General features: G+C 66.8%; 15 protein-coding genes. 8 read left to right on the forward strand and 7 right to left on the reverse strand.

The genetic code is table 11. The annotated features are described in order from the left end of the window. Positions 1–2: 2 nt before the first annotated feature. The 3 genes from ruvA to dnaE form a co-directional block, all read right to left on the reverse strand. Complete coding sequence (gene ruvA / locus JX613_RS08480; RefSeq protein ID WP_207101029.1) at positions 3–689, reverse strand: Holliday junction branch migration protein RuvA; 687 nt, start codon at positions 687–689, stop codon at positions 3–5. Further along, complete coding sequence (gene ruvC, locus JX613_RS08485) at positions 686–1183, reverse strand: crossover junction endodeoxyribonuclease RuvC (protein ID WP_207101030.1); 498 nt, start codon at positions 1181–1183, stop codon at positions 686–688. The genes ruvA and ruvC overlap by 4 nt, the downstream gene beginning before the upstream one ends. Positions 1184–1310: 127 nt before the next feature. Continuing rightward, on the reverse strand, positions 1311–4781 hold the full coding sequence (dnaE, locus tag JX613_RS08490; RefSeq protein ID WP_207101031.1) for a DNA polymerase III subunit alpha: 3471 nt from the start codon (positions 4779–4781) through the stop codon (positions 1311–1313). 95 nt (positions 4782–4876) lie between these two features. Between dnaE and JX613_RS08495 the strand changes: the two genes are divergently transcribed. From JX613_RS08495 to JX613_RS08515, 5 genes are all read left to right on the forward strand, one after another. After that, positions 4877–6397, forward strand: coding sequence for an ABC transporter ATP-binding protein (locus JX613_RS08495; protein ID WP_207101032.1), 1521 nt, complete (start codon positions 4877–4879; stop codon positions 6395–6397). After that, entirely contained in the window at positions 6394–7470 is a 1077-nt protein-coding gene (locus JX613_RS08500; RefSeq protein ID WP_207101033.1) for an ABC transporter permease, read from the forward strand. Before JX613_RS08495 ends, JX613_RS08500 begins: the two co-directional genes overlap by 4 nt. Next, the gene (locus JX613_RS08505; RefSeq protein ID WP_207101034.1) at positions 7467–8354 is read left to right on the forward strand and encodes an ABC transporter permease; all 888 of its coding nucleotides are present in this window, start codon (positions 7467–7469) and stop codon (positions 8352–8354) included. The genes JX613_RS08500 and JX613_RS08505 overlap by 4 nt, the downstream gene beginning before the upstream one ends. 26 nt (positions 8355–8380) lie before the next feature. Next, positions 8381–9460 carry a BMP family ABC transporter substrate-binding protein gene (locus tag JX613_RS08510; protein WP_207101035.1) on the forward strand — a complete coding sequence of 360 codons (1080 nt, stop codon included), beginning with the start codon at positions 8381–8383 and terminating at the stop codon, positions 9458–9460. Between the two features lie 243 nt (positions 9461–9703). Continuing rightward, the gene (locus JX613_RS08515; RefSeq protein WP_207101036.1) at positions 9704–9943 is read left to right on the forward strand and encodes a hypothetical protein; all 240 of its coding nucleotides are present in this window, start codon (positions 9704–9706) and stop codon (positions 9941–9943) included. A 69-nt stretch (positions 9944–10012) separates the two neighbouring features. Here JX613_RS08515 and purU read toward each other — a convergent pair whose 3' ends face one another. The 4 genes from purU to JX613_RS08535 all read right to left on the reverse strand — a co-directional run bounded on the left by purU (position 10013) and on the right by JX613_RS08535 (position 15414). Then, the gene (purU, locus tag JX613_RS08520) at positions 10013–10897 is read right to left on the reverse strand and encodes a formyltetrahydrofolate deformylase (RefSeq protein WP_207101037.1); all 885 of its coding nucleotides are present in this window, start codon (positions 10895–10897) and stop codon (positions 10013–10015) included. 117 nt (positions 10898–11014) lie between these two features. Further along, a complete protein-coding gene (locus tag JX613_RS08525) occupies positions 11015–12181 on the reverse strand; it encodes a M20 aminoacylase family protein (protein WP_207101038.1) in 1167 nt (388 codons plus the stop codon). Positions 12182–12241: 60 nt separating this feature from the next. After that, positions 12242–13582: an NAD(P)/FAD-dependent oxidoreductase gene (locus tag JX613_RS08530; protein WP_207101039.1), complete on the reverse strand. Its 1341-nt coding sequence runs from the start codon at positions 13580–13582 to the stop codon at positions 12242–12244. Then, a complete protein-coding gene (locus JX613_RS08535; RefSeq protein WP_207101040.1) occupies positions 13582–15414 on the reverse strand; it encodes an ABC transporter ATP-binding protein in 1833 nt (610 codons plus the stop codon). Before JX613_RS08535 ends, JX613_RS08530 begins: the two co-directional genes overlap by 1 nt. A 218-nt stretch (positions 15415–15632) precedes the next feature. Between JX613_RS08535 and JX613_RS08540 the strand changes: the two genes are divergently transcribed. From JX613_RS08540 to JX613_RS08550, 3 genes are all read left to right on the forward strand, one after another. Continuing rightward, positions 15633–17333 carry a peptide ABC transporter substrate-binding protein gene (locus JX613_RS08540; RefSeq protein WP_207101041.1) on the forward strand — a complete coding sequence of 567 codons (1701 nt, stop codon included), beginning with the start codon at positions 15633–15635 and terminating at the stop codon, positions 17331–17333. A gap of 88 nt (positions 17334–17421) precedes the next feature. Beyond that, entirely contained in the window at positions 17422–18429 is a 1008-nt protein-coding gene (locus tag JX613_RS08545; RefSeq protein WP_207101042.1) for an ABC transporter permease, read from the forward strand. Then, positions 18422–19414: an ABC transporter permease gene (locus JX613_RS08550; protein WP_207101043.1), complete on the forward strand. Its 993-nt coding sequence runs from the start codon at positions 18422–18424 to the stop codon at positions 19412–19414. Before JX613_RS08545 ends, JX613_RS08550 begins: the two co-directional genes overlap by 8 nt. Positions 19415–19441 lie beyond the last annotated feature (27 nt).

A 19441-nucleotide genomic window follows, 5' to 3' on the forward strand; every position in this document is an offset into this window, starting at 1 on the left:
CCTTATTCCTTCGGCGCCAGCAGGCGCAGCGCCGCGCGGATCAACGCGGGGGTTTGGACATGCGGTTCCCGCGCCTGCGCCTCGGCCACGGCCTGCGCCGCCTCGCTGGCAGCATAGCCGAGATTCGACAGCGCGGACAGCGCGTCCGAGGTCGCGCGGGCAGCCAGCATCGCATCCGAGGGCGCGGCAGGCGGGGCGGCGGGAACGGTGGTCTCAACGACGGGGCTGTCCCCTTCGATCATCGGGACGCCCATGTCCACCGTCAGCATCGCGCCAAGCGCCATGACGGATGGCGCCTTGTCCTTCAGTTCCAGCACCACCCGCTGCGCCAGCTTCGGCCCCACGCCCTGCGCCTTGCGGACTGAGGCCCAGTCACCCAGGGCAATGGCGCGGCCCAGTCCTTCGGGCCCCAGCGTGCCCAGGATCGCCAGCGACACCTTGGCCCCCACCCCCTGCACGCTGGTCAGCAGCCGGTGCCATTCCTTTTCCAGCATCGAGGGAAAGCCGAACAGTTGCAGCAGATCTTCCCTGACCATCAGGTCGGTATAAAGCGCGACGGCCTGCCCGACCGGAGGCAGGCTGGCGGCGGTGCGTTCGCTGACATGGACGATATAGCCCACGCCGCGCACGTCGATCAGCACATGGTCCCGCGCCCGGTGCAGGATGATCCCCGCGATGCGGCCGATCATGCCGACCGTTCCACGATGCGCAGGGTCCGGCCCTGCAGGTGGCGGGCGTGGCAGATGGCGATGGCCAGCGCATCCGCCGCGTCGGCGCTGTCGAAGGTGACGCCGGGAAGCTGGACCTTGACCATGTGCTGCACCTGTTCCTTGCCCGCATGGCCCACGCCGACCACGGTCTTCTTGACCGCGTTCGGGGCATATTCGCCGACCGTCAGCCCGGCCTCGGCCGGGGCCAAGAGGGCGATGCCGCGCGCCTGGCCCAGCTTCAAGGTGCCCACCGCGTCCTTGTTCACGAAGGTCTGTTCGACCGCCGCCGCATCCGGCGCATGGGCGGCGATCACGGCGCAGAGCCCGCGATACAGTTGCGACAGCCGGGTGCCCAGGTCGCCCTCGGTCGTCTGGATCACGCCGTTCGCCACATGGCGCAGGCGCGATCCCTCGACCAGGATCACGCCCCAACCCATGTTCCGCAAACCCGGGTCGATGCCCAGAACCTTCATGCCTGCCTCTTTTCCGTTTTCAAAGGACTAGCACGAAAGGCGAACATTTGCCTAGGGGGCAATGCCGCAGCGGGGGCGCTTCGCCCCCCGCACCCCCAGAGGATATTTTCGTGAAGAAGATGACACTTCACTCCTCGACCACGTCCAGGACGCCCGGGACGGCGCGCAATGCCTGGCGGGCGGGGGTGGTCAGGGGGGCATCGTTCGCGACCTCGATCTCGATCAGTTCGTCGCCCTCGCGGATGCGCAGCAGGACGGGGCCGCGGGAACGGGCGGGGACGGTGATCTCGGTGCGGATGCGGGCCAGGGTCTCGGCCAGGCGGGGGATGGTGTCGGTGCCCTGCATTTCCACGGCCAGGCAGCCCGCGCCCGCGTCGGCTACGAAATCCTCCATCCGGTGAACGGCATTCGCCAGCATCTTCACTTCATCGCCAGACGGTTCAACCTTGACCTGCAGAACGACGTTCTGACCCGATTCCAGCAAGGCACGAGACGCGGTCAAGAGATCCGAAAAGACCGTTACCTCATAAATGCCGGTGGGATCGGACAGGCTGACAAAGGCATAAGCGGTGCCCTTTGCCGACTTGCGTTCCATCCGGGCGGCGACGGTTCCGGCGATATGGGTGACACAAGGACCGTCTGCGGCCTTGGCGCAGATCTCTGCCAGCGTCCTGGCGTCCTTGCGCTTCAAGGCGGGCAGATAGTCGTCCAAGGGATGCCCGGACAGATAGAAGCCCACGGCCTTGTGTTCCTCGGCCAGCTTTTCGGTGGGCAGCCAGATGCCGGTGATGGGCGGGCGGGGCGGCGGCAGATCCTCGCCGCCCCCGAACAGCGATGTCTGGCTGGAGGCCGCCTGTTCCTGCACCGCCGCCGACCAGGCGCACAGCGCGTCCAGCCCCTTGACCACGCGGGCGCGGTTGTCGTCCAGCACGTCGAAGGCCCCGGCACGGGCCAGCATCTCCAGCGGGCGCTTGCCCACGCGTTTCATGTCCACGCGTCGGGCGAAATCGTGGATGTCGCGGAAGGGCCGGTCGCCGCGCGCGTCGTGGATCAGCTTCATGGCGTCCACGCCCACGCCCTTCAGCGCGCCAAGCGCATAGTGGATGCGGCCCTCGCGCACGCTGAAGGTGGGGGCGGATCGGTTCACGCAGGGCGGCACGATGGCGATGCCCATGCGGTCGCATTCGCGTTTGTAGATCGCCAGCTTGTCGGTCAGGTGGATGTCGCAGTTCATCACCGCGGCCATGAACTCGACCGGGTGGTTCGCCTTCAGCCAGGCGGTCTGATAGCTGACCACGGCATAGGCCGCCGCGTGCGACTTGTTGAAGCCGTAGTTGGCGAATTTTTCCAGAAGGTCGAAGACCTCGCCCGCCTTCTTGGCGTCCACCCCGTTGGCCACCGCGCCATCGACGAATTTCGGGCGTTCCTTGGCCATCTCGCTGGCGATCTTCTTGCCCATGGCGCGGCGCAGAAGGTCCGCGCCGCCAAGGCTGTATCCCGCCATGACCTGCGCGATCTGCATCACCTGTTCCTGATAGACGATGATGCCCTGCGTCTCGGCCAGGATATGGTCGATGGAAGGATGGATCGATTCCAGTTCCCGCAGCCCGTTCTTGACCTCGCAATAGGTCGGGATGTTCTCCATCGGGCCGGGACGGTAGAGCGCGACAAGCGCCACGATATCCTCGATGCAGGTGGGCTTCATGCGGCGCAGGGCGTCCATCATACCCGAGCTTTCGACCTGGAACACCGCCACCGTCTTGGCACTGGCGAACAGGTCATAGGTCGCCTTGTCGTCCAGCGGGATCAGGTTGATCTGGTTTTCCGTCCCCGGCGCGGGGTCGTAAAGCTTGCGCCCGTCGGCGGCGACATGCAGGGGCCGCCCGCCGCCGTTGATCAGATCGACCGCGTTCTGGATCACCGTCAGCGTCTTCAGGCCCAGGAAGTCGAACTTCACCAGCCCGGCCGCCTCGACCCATTTCATGTTGAACTGCGTGGCCGGCATGTCGGATGCCGGATCGCGATACAGCGGCACCAGCCGGTCCAGGGGCCGGTCGCCGATCACCACACCCGCCGCATGGGTGGACGCGTTGCGGTAAAGCCCCTCCAACTGCTCGGCATAGTCCAGCAGGCGCTTGACGACCTCCTCCTTGGCGGCTTCGCGCAGGCGGGGTTCATCGGCACGGGCCTTGGCGATGCTGACGGGCTTGACCCCTTCCACCGGGATCATCTTGGACAGGCGGTCCACCTGGCCGAAGGGCATCTGCAAGACGCGGCCCACGTCGCGCACGGCGGCCTTGGACAGAAGCGCGCCGAAGGTGATGATCTGGCCCACCTTGTCCTTGCCATAGCGGTCCTGGACGTAACGGATCACTTCTTCCCGCCGGTCCATGCAGAAGTCGATGTCGAAGTCGGGCATCGAGACGCGTTCGGGGTTCAGGAAGCGTTCGAACAGCAGGTTGTAGCGCAGCGGATCCAGGTCGGTGATGGTCAGGGCATAGGCCACCAGCGATCCCGCGCCCGACCCCCGCCCCGGCCCCACGGGAATGTCGTGTTTCTTGGCCCAGCCGATGAAGTCGGCCACGATCAGGAAATAGCCGGGAAAGCCCATCTGCTCGATGATGCCCAGCTCGAACTCCAGCCGCTTGTGGTATTCCTCGACGCTGACCGCGTGGGGGATGACGCGCAGCCGCGCTTCCAGCCCCTCGCGGGCCTGGCGGCGCAATTCGCTGACCTCGTCGTCGGCAAAGCGCGGCAGGATCGGGGCGTGCTTTTTCACCGCGAAGGCGCAGCGGCGGGCGATTTCCACCGTATTCTCCAGCGCCTCGGGCAGGTCGGCGAACAGGACGGCCATTTCCTCGGCCGACTTGAAGTAATGCTGCGGCGTCAGGCGGCGGCGGGGCTGCGACTGGTCCACATAGGCCTTTTCGGCAATGCAGATCAGGGCGTCATGGGCCTCGAACATCGACGCCTTGGGGAAATAGACATCGTTCGTGGCGACCAGCGGCAGGCCCTTGGCATAGGCAAGCTCGATCAGCCCGCCCTCGGACGCGGCCTCGGCGGGCATCAGCTGGCCGTTCTCGCCCGGATGGCGCTGGAGTTCGACGTAAAGCCGGGTCGGAAAGGCGCCGGCCAGCCGGTCGGCCAGGGCATTGGCCTTGTCGCGCTGGCCCTGCGCGATCAGGCAGCCCAGCGGGCCGGTCGCCCCGCCGGTCAGGCAGATCAGCCCCTCGGCATGGGCAAGGAGTTCATCGACCGTCACATGCAGCGGCGCGCCGCCGTCGCGCAGGTAAAGGCAGGACGACAGCGCCATCAGGTTCAGCCAGCCCGCCCCGTTCTGCGCCAGCAGGACCACCGGCCCGGTCGCGCCGTCCTGCAGCGTCATCTGGCAGCCGATGATCGGCTGGACGCCCTTGTCCATCGCCTTCACGCTGAATTCCAGCGCCGCGAACATCGCGTTGGTGTCGGTCAGCGCCACGGCGGGCATCCCGGCATCCGCCGCCAGACCGGGCAGCTTGCCCACGGGAATGGCGCCTTCCAGCAACGAATGCTCGGAATGTGTGCGAAGGTGGATGAATCGGGGGGATTTTGCAGCCATGATCTGGCTTGTATCGCAGCCTGCCGAAACAGCGCAATTGCCCCCGGCGTCAATTGCGCGCTAAGCAGGCGGGGATGTGACCAAGGGGACAAGGCTTGACCGACGCGGCAGTTTTCCGGGCAAGGGGGATCGGCAAATCCTATCCCGGCGTCCGCGCCAATGACGATGTGTCCTTCGCCGTGGACCCGGGCGAGATCCATGCCCTGCTGGGCGAGAACGGCGCGGGCAAATCGACGCTGGTCAAGATGATCTACGGCCTGGTCCGCCCCGACGACGGGCAGATGGAACTGAACGGCCAACCCCACCAGCCCGCCGATCCCCGCGCCGCGCGGGCCGCGGGCGTGGCCATGGTGTTCCAGCATTTCAGCCTGTTCGATGCGCTGACGGTTGCGGAAAACATCGCGCTTGGCATGGAAAACCCGCCGCCCCGGCGCGACCTGTCCGCGAAGATCGCGCAGGTCAGCCAGGATTTCGGCCTGCCCCTGAACCCCGCCCGCCGGGTCGCCACCCTGTCGGCGGGCGAACGCCAGCGGGTCGAGATCATCCGCTGCATTTTGCAGAACCCGCGCCTGTTGATCATGGACGAACCCACCAGCGTCCTGACCCCGCAAGAGGCCGAACTGCTGTTCGCCACCCTGCGCAAGCTGGCCGATGGGGGGACAGCGATCCTTTATATCAGCCACAAGCTTGAGGAAATCCGCACCCATTGCGACCGCGCCACGATCCTGCGCGGGGGCCGCGTGGTGGACAGTTGCGACCCGCGCGCCCATTCCGCGCGCGCCCTTGCCGCGATGATGGTGGGCGGGGAAATGCGCCCCATCGACCGCAGCGGGCGGCAGGCGGGCGAGGTTCTGTTGCAGGTCAAGCGCCTGTCCCAACCCGCCCCCACGGCGGAAGGGACGGCCTTGAAGGGTGTCACCCTGACCCTGCGCGCGGGCGAGATCCTGGGCATCGGCGGCGTCGCCGGGAACGGCCAGGACGAATTGCTGACGGCGCTGTCGGGCGAGATCCGCAGCGCGCCGGGCACGATCCTGCTGGAAGGGGCCGACCTGTCCCGCCTTGGCCCCGAGGCGCGGCGCAGCGCGGGCCTGCTGGCCGCGCCCGAGGATCGGCTGGGCCATGCCGCCGTCCCGGATTTCAGCCTGACCGACAACACCCTGCTGACGGCAGGCGCGCGCAAGGGGCTGGTCTGCAAGGGCCTGATCGACCGCCCCGCCGCCCGCGCCTATGCCGAAGCCATCATCCGCGCCTTTGACGTGCGCACCCCCGGCCCCGGCACCGCCGCCAAGGCGCTGTCGGGCGGCAACCTGCAGAAGTTCGTGATCGGCCGAGAGGTGATGCAGGCCCCTCGCGTGCTGGTGGTGAACCAGCCCACCTGGGGCGTCGATGCGGGGGCGGCCGCCGCCGTGCGCCAGTCACTGCTGGATCTGGCGCGAAAGGGCACGGGCGTCATCGTGATTTCTCAGGATCTGGACGAACTCTTGGAACTTTCCGACCGCTTCTGCGCGCTGAACGAAGGCCGCCTGTCCGACCCCCTGCCGACCGAGGGGCTGACGCTGGACCAGATCGGCCTGATGCTGGGCGGCGCGCACGGGATGGAGGTCGCGCATCTATGATCCGCCTCGTCCCCCGCACCGACACGCCCGCCCTGCTGCAGATCGCCACGCCCATCCTTGCGGTGCTGGCGACGATGATCGCGGGCGGCATCCTGTTCGCCATCATGGGGCATGACCCGGTGGCCGCGATCCGCACGATCTTCTGGGATCCGCTGTTCGGCCCCGCCGCCAGCTATTCCCGCCCGCAACTGCTGGTGAAGGCCGCGCCCTTGATCCTGATCGCATCCGGCCTTGCGGTGGGCTTTCGCGCGGGCATCTGGAACATCGGGGCCGAGGGGCAATACATCATCGGCGCCATCACCGGCGCGGCGGTCGCGCTTGCCGCCTATCCGGCGGAGGGGATGTGGATCTTTCCCGCCATGGTGATCGCGGGCGCTGTGGGCGGTTGGGCATGGGGCATGATCCCGGCGCTGCTGGGCAATTGGTTCGGCGCATCCGAGATCCTGGTGTCGCTGATGCTGGTCTATGTGGCGCAGCGCATCGCCGCCTGGATGGCCTTCGGCCCGATGAAGAACCCGGAAGGTTTCGGGATGCCGGGGTCGCGCAACCTGCAGCAATACCCGGCGGCCGCGAACCCCGAACTGGTCGCGGGCACCGGCGCGCATTGGGGCGTGGTCGCCGCCGCCCTGGCCGTGCTGGCGACCTGGTTCCTGATGTCGCGCCACATCCGCGGGTTTCACATCCGCGCCGCAGGCATCGCCCCCCGCGCCGCCCGCTTCGCGGGCGTGAAACCCGAAACGCTGGTGGCCTTCTGCCTGGGCCTGTCGGGCGCGCTGGCCGGAATGGCGGGCCTGTTCGAGGTCGCGGGCCCCGCAGGCCAGATCACCGACAAGGTGGGCGTGGGCTACGGCTTCACCGCGATCATCGTGGCCTTCCTGGGGCGGTTGCATCCCGTGGGCATCCTTCTGGCGGGCCTCTTGCTGGCGCTGACCTATATCGGCGGGGAACTGGCGCAGCTGACGATGAACCTGCCCGCCGCGACCGTGCAGGTCTTCCAGGGGATGCTTCTGTTCTTCCTGCTGGGCTTCGACCTGCTGACCCGATACCGCATCGCCAGAAGGATCACGGCATGATCGACCCCGTGGCCCTGTTCCTGCTGCTGCTGTCGGCATCGACCCCCATCCTGTTCGCGGCCCTGGGCGAGCTGGTCGTGGAACGCGCGGGCGTCCTGAACCTGGGCGTCGAGGGGATGATGATCGTGGGCGCCCTGTCGGGCTTTGCCGCCGCCTATCACACGGGCAACCCCTTCCTGGGCTTTGCCGCCGCCGCCGGCGCCGGGGCGCTGGTCGCCCTGCCCTTCGCGATCCTGACGCAGTTCCTGATGTCGAACCAGGTCGCGTCGGGCCTTGCGCTGACCCTGTTCGGCCTGGGCCTTGCCGCGCTGTTCGGCAAGCCGGTCGAGGGGGTCAAGGCCCCCGCCATGATCTCCGGCCCGCTGGGCCTTAACTGGATCGTCTGGCTGGGGCTGCTGATGGTGCCCGCGATCTGGTGGTTCCTGAACCGCTCGCGCGCGGGCCTGATCCTGCGTGGCGTGGGCGAGAACCACGACGCCGCCCATGCGCTTGGCTACAACGTCCGCCGCGTGCGCATCGCGGCCATCGCCTTTGGCGGGGCCATGGCGGGCGTGGGCGGGGCCTTCATCTCGATCGCCACGGTGCTGCAATGGACCGAGGGGATGACGGCGGGCGCGGGCTGGATCGCGCTGGCCATCGTGGTCTTTTCCAACTGGACCGCGCCGGGCGTGCTGGCGGGCGCCTGGCTGTTCGGCGGCGTCACCGTGCTGCAACTGCGGCTTCAGGCGGCAGGCGTGCGCGTGCCCGTGCAGCTTTTGTCGATGGCCCCCTATCTGGCGACGATCATCGTGCTGGTGGCGATCTCGGCCCGGCAGAAGCTCAGCCGCCGCGCGGGCGGCACCGCGCCCGGATCGCTGGGCCAGGATTTTCACGCCCTGCGCTAGATGCCGGGCTTATCAGAGAGGGAAGAATGAACCGCAGACAGCTTATCGCCAGCGTCGCCGCCCTGACGACGATCAGCCTTGCCGCGCCCACCTGGGCGCAGGACGAACCGCTGAAGGTCGGCTTCATCTATGTCGGCCCGATCAGCGACGGCGGCTGGACCTATCAGCACGACCAGGGCCGCCTGGCGGTCGAGGCCGAATTCGGCGACCGGGTGGAAACCACCTATCTGGAAAGCGTCCCCGAAGGCGTCGATGCCGAGCGCGCGCTGACCCAGCTGGCGCTGGCTGGAAACGACGTGATCTATGCGACCAGCTTCGGCTATATGGACGCGGTGATCAACGTCGCGGCCAAGTTCCCGGACGTGAAGTTCGAGCACAACACAGGCTACAAGCGCGCCGACAACGTGGGCACCTATGACGGCCGCTTCTATGAAGGCCGCGCCGTGACCGGCACCATCGCGGGCCGCATGACCAAGACGAACAAGATCGGCTATATCGCGACCTTCCCCATCCCCGAGGTGATCCAGGGCATCAACTCGGCCTATATCCACGCCAAGAAGGTGAACCCGGATGTCGAGATGAAGGTGGTCTGGGCCTATACCTGGTTCGACCCCGCGAAAGAGGCTGACGCCGCCAATGCCCTGATGGCCGAAGGCGTGGACGTGATCCTGCAGCACACCAACTCGACCGCGCCGCTGGCGCAGTTGCAGCAGCAGGGCAAGATCGGCTTCGGCCAGGCCGCCGACATGGCGTCCTTCGCGCCTTCGCCCCGCGTGTCCTCGGTCTACAACAACTGGGGGGCGCATTACGTGAAAAGCGTGGGCCGCATCCTGGACGGCACCTGGAAGCCCGAGGCCGTCTGGGGCGGCATCGGCGACGGCATCGTGGCCATCGGAGAGATCACCGAGGCCGTCCCCGCCGAGGTCAAGGCCGAGGCCGAGGCCCTGCGCGACAAGATCGGCGCGGGCGAATACCACCCCTTCACCGGCCCGCTGAACAAGGCCGACGGTTCCGCCTGGCTGGCCGAGGGGCAGACGGCCACCGACGAGGAACTGTCGGGCATGAACTTCTTCGTCGAAGGCATCACGGCGGAAATCCCGCAATAATCCCCCGTCAATCGTTTCGTAACCGCCCCTTCGTATAACAAGGGGGCGGTTGCCGTGACGCCTCCGAATCGCTTCGGCCATCGGATACCGCAGCGACATTCAGTTCTGGGGTGCTTTCATGGCTTATGGCAAAGCCCGTCGACGGGCCGTGGCCGCTTGGTTCGTCGCCGATGCATGGCGCGACACGTCCAGGGGCGGTCGTCTCTCGGCCGGTGCGTCACGTCCTTGCGCCGTGATCCTCTGATGCAGTGGGCAAAGATTACCTCCTATGAGCAGCGGCTTGGCGACTTTACCGTCGTCGATGAACCGAGCGTCCCCGAGGTCTGGGTCTTCAAGTCAGGCCAGATGGTGTGGGAAGGCGACTCGGTCCATGAGGCCCGCCGCTGGTGCGAGGATCAGGTGGGCGTCCTCGGACGAATATCCGGGAATTCGGCATCGCCGCCAGCGATGCAATCGCGCCTGTCCCGGCCGCAGCGGCTGTAAGTGTGTTGGGATGTGGCGGGGCTGCAAGGGCCTGTCCGGGGATTGCAGGCCGGGGCCAAGGCCCGCGACTTACCCCATCCGCTCGCTGGCATAGCTGCCGGGCGAGGGGGGAAACACCACCGTCTTGTCGCCGTTGAGGAACACCCGGCCGTGGATATGGGCATGGACCGCGCGGGCCAGCACCTGCGCCTCGACATCGCGGCCCAGGGACACGTAATCGCCCGGCGATTGCGCATGGGTCACGCGCACCGTGTCCTGTTCGATGATCGGGCCTTCGTCCAGGTCGGCGGTGACATAATGCGACGTCGCGCCGATCAGCTTCACCCCGCGCTCATAGGCCTGCTTGTAGGGGTTCGCGCCCTTGAACGAAGGCAGGAAGGAATGGTGGATGTTGATGATCCGGCCCGACATGGCCTGGCACATCTCATCCGACAGAACCTGCATGTAGCGCGCCAGAACGATCAGCTCGGCCCCGGTCTCGCGGACCACGCGCATCTGCTCGGCCTCGGCCTGGGCCTTGTTCTCCTTCGTGACCTTGATGCAGTAATAGGGCAGGTCGTGGTTCACGACGACCTTCTGATAATCCATGTGGTTGGAAATCACCGCCACGATGTCGATGGGCAACGCGCCGATCCGCCAGCGATACAAAAGGTCGTTCAGGCAATGGCCGAAGCGGCTGACCATGATCACGACCTTTTTCTTCACCGCGTCGTCGCTGAATTCGGCCTCCATCCCGAAACGTTCTGCGATGGGGGCGATGCCCTGCTGCAACTGGTCCAGCGTCGCCCCGCCTTCGGACCGGAAGCTGACGCGCATGAAGAAGCGGCCGGTCTCGGCGTCGTCGAACTGCGCGCTGTCGGTGATGTTGCAGTCATGCCCTGCCAGATAGCCCGAGATCGCGGCCACGATCCCGCGGGTCGAGGCACAGGTGACGCGCAGCGTATAGCTTTTCATGTGGGGTCCGCTTCCTTGGCTGTCCGGTGGCAGCATTTCGGACGATTGCGGCGGAATGACAATCGCATTTCCGACACCGCCGGGGGCTGGCGCGACATCCCCCGGCGGCAGCGGCGATCAGGCGGCGGGCATCCGCGCCTCGACCATGCCGGCATACCAGCTGGACCCGGCGGGGATCGCGTCGTCGTTGAAGTTGTAAGCCGGGTGATGGACCATCGCCGTGTCGCCGTTGCCCACGAAGATATAGGCGCCGGGCTTTTCGTTCAGCATGTAGCTGAAATCCTCGCCCCCCATCATCGGCTGCATGTCCAGGTTCACGTCGCCTGCAATGTCGCGCGCCACATCCGCCGCCCAGACGGTCGCCTGGTCGTCGTTCATCGTGACCGGATAGCCGCGCTGGTAATCGACCTCGGCCGTGGCTCCCATGGCGGCGGCGATGTTGGTCGCGATGCGGGTGATGCCTTCCTGCAACTGGTCGCGCACGCCCGCGTCCAGGCTGCGGGCGGTGCCCTTCAGCCTGACCACCTGGGGGATCACGTTGTGGGCGGTCGAATCGGTGCTGACCACGCAGACCGACACCACGGCGTTCTTCAGCGGATCGACATTGCGCGACACGACCGATTGCAGCGCGACGATGATCTGCGCCGCCGTCAGGGTGGTGTCGATGCATTCGTGGGGCTTGGCCGCATGGCCGCCCTTGCCGGTGACGATGATGTCGAACTGGTCGGCCGCGGCCATCATCGCGCCCGGCTTGATCGAGAAGCTGCCCACCGGCATCCCCGGCATGTTGTGCATCCCGTAGAATTCCTGGATGTTCCAGCGGCTGACCAGGCCGTCCTGGACCATCGCCTCGCCCCCTGCCCCGCCTTCCTCGGCGGGCTGGAAGATCACCACGGCGGTGCCGTCGAAGTTGCGCGTCTCGGCCAGGTATTTCGCCGCGCCCAGCAGCATGGCGGTATGGCCGTCATGGCCGCAGGCGTGCATCTTGCCCGGTGTCTTGGAGGCATAGTCCAGGCCCGTCTGCTCGATGATCGGCAGGGCGTCCATGTCGGCGCGCAACCCGATCACGCGGCCCTGGGTGTCGGTCTGGCCCTTGATCACGCCGACCACGCCGGTCCGGCCCACGCCCTCGACCACCTCGTCGCAGCCGAAATCGCGCAGCAATTCGGCCACGCGGCCCGCCGTGCGGTGGACATCGTAAAGCAGTTCGGGATGTTCGTGGAAATCGCGGCGCCAGGCGGTGATTTCGGGCAGAAGTTCGGCAAAGCGGTTCTTGACGGGCATGTTCGGTCTCCTTCAGCGGCGACAAGGTGGACCCTTTGTGCAGACTGTGCAAGCCGTCTGCTAAAGGTCGGGGCCAAGCGTGACGGGCGATCCGTCCGAGAACCGGCCATAGCGGAACCGCGCCAGGTCGTGGCCCGGGTCGCGGCCCTGGATCAGGCGCGCCATGACATGGCCCACGCCCGGCCCGATGCCGAAGCCGTGGCCGGACAGGCCCGTGGCGATGAAAAAGCCCGGGATCGCGCTTTCGTCCAGCACCGGCACCTGGTCGGGCGTGGTGTCGATCATCCCTGCCCAGGCGGCGCGCAGTTTCGGCACGCCGATCTGGGGAAAGGCCGTGGCGAAATCGGCTTGCAGCTTTTTCAGGCGGCGCGGGTTCGGGGGCGGGTTCAGGACGCGCATCGCCTCGAAAGGGGTGGGCCGGTCGGCCCGCCAGCGTCGGGGCGTGCGCCAGCTGTTGGGATAGCCCGCCGGGGCGGGCCCTTGCAGGCGGGTCTGCGACAGGTCGCGCCGGATCATCGGCAGGAAGGCGCGCAGGTGGCGGAAGGCCGACGGCCCGATCCAGAAGTCGTGGCCGGTGCCCGGCGCCAGCGTATAGCCGCCATCCGCGCGGCGGCGGAAGGCGAAGTCGGGGTCGGTCGCGGCGCCCGGCCAGATGTCCGGCAAAGCCTCGGTCGCGGCGACGGTGGCGCGGACGGACAGTTGCGGCAGGTGCAGCCCGGCATTGGCGGCGAACAGTCCCGACCAGGCGCCGCCCGCCAGCAGCACGCGGTCGGCGCGGACGGGGCCGTCCTCGGTCACGACGCCGCTGACGCGGCCCGCATGGGTTTCAATGGCGCGGACGGCGCAATGCTCGCGGATCGCCACGCCTTCGGCAGCCGCCAGCCGGGCAATGGCCGGAACGGCGGTGGCGGGTTCGGCGCGCATGTCGGACGGCGTCTGCAAGGCCCCTGCCCAACCCGCCTTGTGCGGCATGGCCCGCGCCAGCTCCGCGCGGTCGAGGATGCGGCTGTCCAGCCCATGCCTTTGCGCGACCGCCAGCCAGTTTTCGTATCGCGCCAGCGTGGCCTCGTCCCGCGCCAGATAGCTGACGCCGCAGGTGGCCAAGCCTAACACGTCGCCCAGATCCTGCGCCAGGCCTTGCCACATCCGGCGGGCGGTCAGCATCACGGGGATCTCGGCCTCGTCCCGGCCCTGGGCGCGGACCCAGCCCCAGTTGCGGCTGGACTGTTCGGCAGCGACCAGGCCCTTTTCGCACAGCACGACGGACAGCCCCTCGCGGGCGAGGTAAAGCGCCGTCGTCACACCGGCGATGCCGCCGCCGATCACCACCACATCGGCGGCATCGGGCAAGGGGGCGCGGAATTGCGGGGCGGCATTGGCCGTGATGGGGGCGCCTTGCATCAGTGGTGCGTCGCCGGTTCGACCAGAACCTTGTGGCCCGGCGCGACCTCTCGGTAAACCGAAGGCGCGGCCTGATAGTCGATGGGATGGATGGGCGAGGGGATCGGCCTGAAGTTCAGATCCTCGCTGATCTTCTTTTGCCGGGGATCGGCCACGGGCACGGCGGCCATCAACTGCCGGGTATAGTTGTGCTGCGGGTTCTCGAACACCTGTTGGCGGGTGCCGATTTCCACGATGCGGCCCAGATACATCACGCCGACATGGTGGCTGACGCGTTCGACCACGGCCATGTCGTGGCTGATGAACAGCATGGAAATGCCCAGGTCGGCCTGCAATTCCATCAGCAGGTTCAAGACCTGCGCCTGCACGGACACGTCCAGCGCCGACACCGCCTCATCCGCGATGATCAGCCGGGGGTTCAGGGCCAGCGCCCGGGCGATGGCGATGCGCTGGCGCTGGCCGCCCGACATCTCGTGCGGATAGCGGCGCATGAAGCTGCGGGGCAGTTCCACCCGGTCGAACAGCGCGGCGATGCGGTCGCGGCGTTCCGACCGGGAGCCTATGCCGAAATTCTCCATCGGCTCGGCCACCTGGTCGTAAAGCTTCATGTGCGGGTCGAGGCTGGCGAAGGGATCCTGGAAGATCATCTGCATGTCGCGGCGGGCGCGGCGCAGTTCGCGTGGCGAGAGCGACAGGATGTCGGTGCCGCCCAGATCGACGGTGCCGGATTCGGGTTCGACCAGCCGCAGGATCGACCGTCCGCAGGTGGACTTGCCGCAGCCGGATTCGCCCACCAGCGACAGGGTTTCGCCCGCGTTGATGGTAAAGCTCACATCCTCGACCGCGTGGACGCGGGCCACGGTGCGGCGCAAAAGCCCGCCCTTGACGGCAAAGCGCGTGGTCAGGTTCTGGACCGTCAGCAGGGGCTTCGGGTCGGCAGCGACGATCGGTTCCGGCGCGCTGACGGTGCCGTCGCGCATCAGGCGCATCCGTTCGGGGGCGGGCTTGCCGGTCATCTCGCCCAGGCGCGGGACGGCGGCCAGCAGCATTTTGGTATAGTCTTCCTTCGGGTTCTCGAAGACCTCGGCCACGGGGCCTTCCTCGACCTTCTCGCCGCGATACATGACGACCACGCGGTCGGCCATCTGCGCCACCACGGCCATGTCATGGGTGATGAACAGGACCGCGATCCGCTTTTCGCGCTTCAGCCGGTCGATCAGGGCCAGGATCTCGGCCTGGATGGTCACGTCCAGCGCAGTCGTCGGTTCGTCGCAGATCAAGAGGCGCGGCTCGCAGGCCATGGCGATGGCGATCACGACCCGCTGGCGCATTCCGCCGGACAGTTCGTGCGGATACTGGTCCAGGCGGCGTTCGGGTTCGGGGATGCGGACCTGGCGCAGGATTTCCAGCGCGCGGGCGCGGGCCTGCGCCTTGGTCAGGCCGCGATGGGCGATCAGGCCTTCGGTCAACTGGTCGCCCACGGTGAAGACCGGGTTCAGCGCCGTCATCGGTTCCTGGAAGATCATGCCGATCTGGTTGCCGCGGATGTCGCGCATCGCGAGGGACGATTGCCGCGCCAGGTCGATGGTCCGCCCGTCGCCCGCATCGAACATCAGCCGGCCCCCCGCGATGGTGCCGCCGCCGAATTCGACCAGCCGCATCAGGGACAGCGAACTGACCGACTTGCCCGACCCGGATTCCCCCACAACGCAGACGCATTCGCCCGGGTTGATCGAAAAGCTGACATCCTTGACGCCAACCACGACGCCATCGCCGGTCTCGAACTCGACCCGAAGTTTTTCAATGGAAACAAGCGGATTGTCGTCCAGCATCCTGCGGCCCCCGGCATTGCCCTTTCCGAAGGCTAGCGGGCAGGCCCCAAATGTCAAAGCTGAAAGAACCGGCAGGACGTTGCGTGATAAGACTTGCTTTCCAAAGGGGCTTTGATTGAAACTGATCCCATTCCGCGGGGAAAAAGAACGCCCGATCAAGGGCGCCAGCCATTTTCCGGGCGCGTCCTGCGGCCTGAAACTTCCGACAGGAGAGAGTGATGAAGCTGAAGACACTGCTGATGGGCGCGGCCGCCACCCTGGTCCTGGCGCCTGCCGCGATGGCCGAACGAGGCAGCGACGGCGCGCTGAACATCATCATGTGGCAGGCGCCATCCACCATGAACCCCTATCTTTCGGGGGGCACCAAGGAACTGATCTCGTCCTCCATGGTGCTGGAACCCCTGGCGGGCATGACCCCCGAGGGCGAGCATTACACCCGCCTTGCCGCCGAAATCCCGACGCTGGAAAACGGCGGCATCGCCGAGGATCTGAAATCCGTCACCTGGAAGCTGCAGGACGGGCTGAAATGGTCGGACGGCACGCCCGTCACGGCGGCCGACGTGGTGTTTTCGGCCGAATACTGCATGCATCCCGAAGGGGGCTGTTCGCAACTGGCCAAGTTCGAGGGGATCGAGAAGGTCGAGGCCGTCGATGACCTGACGGTCAGGATCAGCTTCACGAACCCGATGCCCGATCCTTATTCGGCCTTCGTGGGCTCGAACTCGCCCATCATCCAGAAGGCCCAGTTCGAGGCCTGCCTGGGCGCCAATGCCCCGACCTGCACCGACCAGAACTTCAACCCGATCGGCACCGGCCCCTTCCGCGTCACGCGGTTCCTGACCAACGACGTGATCACCTTCGAGGCGAACCCCGAATACCGCGACCCGGCAAAGCCCGCCTTCGCGACCGCGACCATCAAGGGCGGCGGCGACGCGGCGGCGGCGGCGCGCGCGGTGCTGGAAACGGGCGAATACGATTACGCCTGGAACACCCAGCTTGCCCCCGACGTGATCGCCGGGATGGAGCAGATGGGCAAGGGCAAGGTCAGCGCGGCCTTCGGCAGCCTGGTGGAACGCATCCACGTGAACCTGACCGACCCCTCGCCGTCCCTGCCCGAGGGCGAGCGTTCGACCGACGCCCATCCCCATCCGTTCCTGACCGATCCGGCGGTGCGCCGCGCGTTGTCCATGGCCATCGACCGCCAGCTTCTGTCGGAAATCGGCTATGGCACGGCGGGCAAGCCCACCTGCAACTATGTCCCCGCCCCCGAAGCCTGGGCATCCCCCAACACGGACTGCCTGACCCAGGACATCGAGGGGGCCAAGGCCCTGCTGGACCAGGCGGGCTGGACCGTCGGCGGCAGCGGCGTGCGCGAAAAGGACGGCGTGCCGCTGAAGATGGTCTTCCAGACCTCGGTCAACGCGGTGCGGCAGGACTTCCAGGCGCTGATCAAGCAATGGTGGTCGGAAATCGGGATCGAGACGGAACTGAAGACCATCGACGCCTCGGTCTTCTTCGGGACCGACCCCGGCTCGCCCGACACGCTGCAGAAATTCTATGCCGACGTGGAGATGTATGCCGACAACTTCGAGGGCGGCAACCCCGCGCCCTATCTGGCGAAATGGACCTGCGACAAGGCGCCCGGGCCCAAGAACCAGTGGCAGGGCGAGAATATCAGCCGTTATTGCGACCCGGCCTATGACGCGATGATGGTCGAGCTGTCGAAGACCGTCGATCCGGCGGAACGCGGCAAGATCGGCCAGAAGCTGAACGAGATGCTGACAAAGGACAGCAACGCGATCATCCCGCTGATCTATCGCGGCACGGCCTCGGCCCATTCGAACACCCTGGGCGGCGTGCAGCTGAACGCCTGGGATTCGGAACTGTGGAACGTCGCCGACTGGACCCGCGTCCAGTGATGCCCTGCCCGGCCCCGCGATCCGTCGCGGGCCGGCCCCTCGCCGACTGGAGCCGCGCCGAACGAAGCGCCCCGACCCGAGGCATACGATGCTGACATTCACCATCCGGCGCCTGCTGCTGGCGGTCCCGACGCTTTTGTTCATCTCGCTGGTGATCTTCCTGCTGCTGGAGGCATCGCCGGGCGATCCGCTGGGCGACGTGCCCCTGACCGTCCCGCCCGAGGTCAAGGAGCGGATGCGCGAGGCGCTTGGCCTGGGTTCCCCCTGGTATGTCCGCTATGTCCTGTGGCTGAAGCAGTTCTTCTGGGTCGAGCCGCTTCATTGGTTCGACAGCCTGTTCGGCACGCAGTTCAGCGCCGGGATGCAGCGCATCATCAGCTTCCAGTCGCGCAGCCCGGTCTTCGACGTGATCGCGCAGCGCATCCCGCAGACGCTGACGGTGGTGGGGTTCAGCTATCTGGTGGGCGTGCTGATCGCGCTGCCCATCGGCATCCTGTCGGCCTACAAGCAGTATTCGTGGTTCGACCAGCTGGGCACCTTCGTGTCGATGATCGGCTTCTCGATGCCGACCTTCTTCACGGGCGTGGTGCTGATCATCATCTTCGGGGTGAAGCTGCAATGGTTCCCGTCCGTCTATGACACCACGCTGGAGGTGCGGGATTGGGACAGCTTCTGGGCGCAGGTGCGGCAGATGGTGATGCCGGTGACGGTGCTGGCGCTGTATAACGCCGCCCAGATCAGCCGCTTCATGCGCGCATCCATGCTGGACAACCTGGGCCAGGATTACGTCCGCACGGCGCGCGCCAAGGGCCTGTCGGAACGCACCGTCGTCCTGAAGCACGTGCTGAGGAACAGCCTGATCCCGGTCATCACCGTGATCGCGCTTGGCCTGCCTGCCGTCTTCGGGGGCGCGATCATCACCGAACAGGTCTTCAAGGTGAACGGCCTGGGCCAGTTGCTGATCACCGCCATCCACGGCAACGACATTCCCATGGTGCTGACGCTGACCTTCATCTTCGCGATCCTGATCGTGGTTTTCACGCTGGTTGCCGACATCCTCTACGGCATCCTTGACCCGAGGATCCGCTATGACTGACCCTGACCGCCTGCACGCCCTTGACAGGACCGAGGCGGTGGACGCGACGGCGGCATCCGCCGGGGTGGTGGCGGGCCTGCCGCCCGCAGATCCCCACCACGCCGGCGAAACCCGCAGCCAGTGGCGCGACGTGTGGCGCCAGTTCCGCAGCCATCGCGGCGCCATGGTGGCGCTGGTGCTGTTCGTGGCGACCATCCTGTTCGTCCTGGTCGGGCCTTACCTCTGGACCATCGACCCGACCTATGTGGACATCCGCGCCCGCAATTCGGGCTTTTCCGCCGCCCATCCGCTGGGCACCGACCAGTTGGGCCGCGACATGCTGGCCCGGCTGATGGCGGGGGGCCGCGTCTCCATCGCCGTGGGGCTGACCGCGATGATCATCGCGATTTCGCTGGGCAGCCTGATCGGCGTGGTGTCTGGCTATTTCCGCAGGCTGGACGCGCCCCTGATGCGCCTGACGGAACTGTTCCTGGCCCTGCCCCTGCTGCCGCTGCTTTTGCTGATGGTGACGCTGTTCCGCGAACCCCTGTCGCAAAGCTTCGGCCCCGCCATGGGCACCTTCATCCTGATCGTGTCCGCCATCGGCGCGACAAGCTGGATGCAGGCCGCCCGCATCGTGCGCGGCGACGTTCTGGGGTTGAAGGAGCGCGAGTTCATCCTGGCCGCCCGGTCCATCGGCACGCCCGCGCACCGGATGATCCTGCGCCATGTCCTGCCCAACGTGCTGTCGCCCATCATGGTCGCCGCGACCCTGGGCATCGCCACGGCAATCATCACGGAAAGCGCGCTGTCCTTCCTGGGGCTTGGCTTCCCGCCCGATTTCCCGACCTGGGGGCGGCTGCTTTACGACGCGGTGGATCAGATGATCATGTATCCCTGGCGGGTGATCCTGCCGGGGTTGTTCATCTCTCTGACGGTGCTGTGTGTAAATTACATCGGCGACGGCTTGCGCGACGCGATGGATCCGCGGATCCGGGGGCGGTAATTCAGGAACGAAGGCGGAACACGGGCT

It is taken from the genome of Paracoccus shandongensis (assembly GCF_017315735.1).
GTDB lineage: Bacteria > Pseudomonadota > Alphaproteobacteria > Rhodobacterales > Rhodobacteraceae > Paracoccus > Paracoccus shandongensis.

Coding starts and splice junctions, on each gene's coding strand:
- JX613_RS08550 (WP_207101043.1), top strand. CDS start 18,422: ATGACTGACCCTGACCGCCTGCACGCCCTTGACAGGACCGAGGCGGTG.
- JX613_RS08525 (WP_207101038.1), bottom strand. CDS start 12,181: ATGCCCGTCAAGAACCGCTTTGCCGAACTTCTGCCCGAAATCACCGCC.
- purU (WP_207101037.1), bottom strand. CDS start 10,897: ATGAAAAGCTATACGCTGCGCGTCACCTGTGCCTCGACCCGCGGGATC.
- JX613_RS08505 (WP_207101034.1), top strand. CDS start 7,467: ATGATCGACCCCGTGGCCCTGTTCCTGCTGCTGCTGTCGGCATCGACC.
- ruvC (WP_207101030.1), bottom strand. CDS start 1,183: ATGAAGGTTCTGGGCATCGACCCGGGTTTGCGGAACATGGGTTGGGGC.
- JX613_RS08535 (WP_207101040.1), bottom strand. CDS start 15,414: ATGCTGGACGACAATCCGCTTGTTTCCATTGAAAAACTTCGGGTCGAG.
- JX613_RS08515 (WP_207101036.1), top strand. CDS start 9,704: ATGCAGTGGGCAAAGATTACCTCCTATGAGCAGCGGCTTGGCGACTTT.
- JX613_RS08540 (WP_207101041.1), top strand. CDS start 15,633: ATGAAGCTGAAGACACTGCTGATGGGCGCGGCCGCCACCCTGGTCCTG.
- JX613_RS08530 (WP_207101039.1), bottom strand. CDS start 13,582: ATGCAAGGCGCCCCCATCACGGCCAATGCCGCCCCGCAATTCCGCGCC.
- ruvA (WP_207101029.1), bottom strand. CDS start 689: ATGATCGGCCGCATCGCGGGGATCATCCTGCACCGGGCGCGGGACCAT.
- JX613_RS08545 (WP_207101042.1), top strand. CDS start 17,422: ATGCTGACATTCACCATCCGGCGCCTGCTGCTGGCGGTCCCGACGCTT.
- JX613_RS08500 (WP_207101033.1), top strand. CDS start 6,394: ATGATCCGCCTCGTCCCCCGCACCGACACGCCCGCCCTGCTGCAGATC.
- JX613_RS08510 (WP_207101035.1), top strand. CDS start 8,381: ATGAACCGCAGACAGCTTATCGCCAGCGTCGCCGCCCTGACGACGATC.
- dnaE (WP_207101031.1), bottom strand. CDS start 4,781: ATGGCTGCAAAATCCCCCCGATTCATCCACCTTCGCACACATTCCGAG.